Genomic DNA, 592 nt, shown 5'->3' with positions numbered 1-592 from the left:
CGCCGAGCTGGCCCCGCGCGCCGCACAGATCGACCACGACAACCTGTTCCCCGCCGACATGTGGCGCAAGCTCGGCGACATGGGCCTGCTCGGCGTGACCGTCAGCGAAGAATACGGCGGCGCCGGCCTGGGCTACCTGGCCCACGTGGTGGCCATGGAAGAAATCAGCCGCGGCTCGGCTTCGGTCGCGCTCTCCTACGGCGCCCACTCCAACCTGTGCGTCAACCAGATCAACCGCAACGGCACCGCCGAGCAGAAAGCCAGGTACCTGCCCAAGCTGATCAGCGGCGAGCACGTCGGCGCACTGGCCATGAGCGAGCCGAATGCCGGCTCCGACGTGGTGTCGATGAAACTGCGCGCCGAACAACGCGGCGACCGCTTCGTGCTCAACGGCAGCAAGACCTGGATCACCAACGGCCCTGACGCCAACACCTACGTGATCTACGCCAAGACCGACCTTGACAAGGGCGCCCATGGCATCACCGCGTTTATCGTGGAGCGTGACTGGCAGGGCTTCAGCCGCAGCAACAAGTTCGACAAGCTGGGCATGCGCGGCTCCAACACCTGCGAGCTGTTCTTCGACAATGTCGAA

The 592-nt window shown here is 65.0% G+C and carries 1 protein-coding gene; it reads left to right on the top strand.

What is annotated here, in order from left to right:
• On the top strand, positions 1-592 hold a 592-nt coding region (locus tag G3436_RS23015; RefSeq protein WP_178116575.1), incomplete at both ends, for an acyl-CoA dehydrogenase family protein.

Origin of the sequence: Pseudomonas brassicae (assembly GCF_010671725.1) — a bacterium.
GTDB lineage: Bacteria > Pseudomonadota > Gammaproteobacteria > Pseudomonadales > Pseudomonadaceae > Aquipseudomonas > Aquipseudomonas brassicae.
This window is presented reverse-complemented; position numbering and strand designations above follow the sequence as displayed.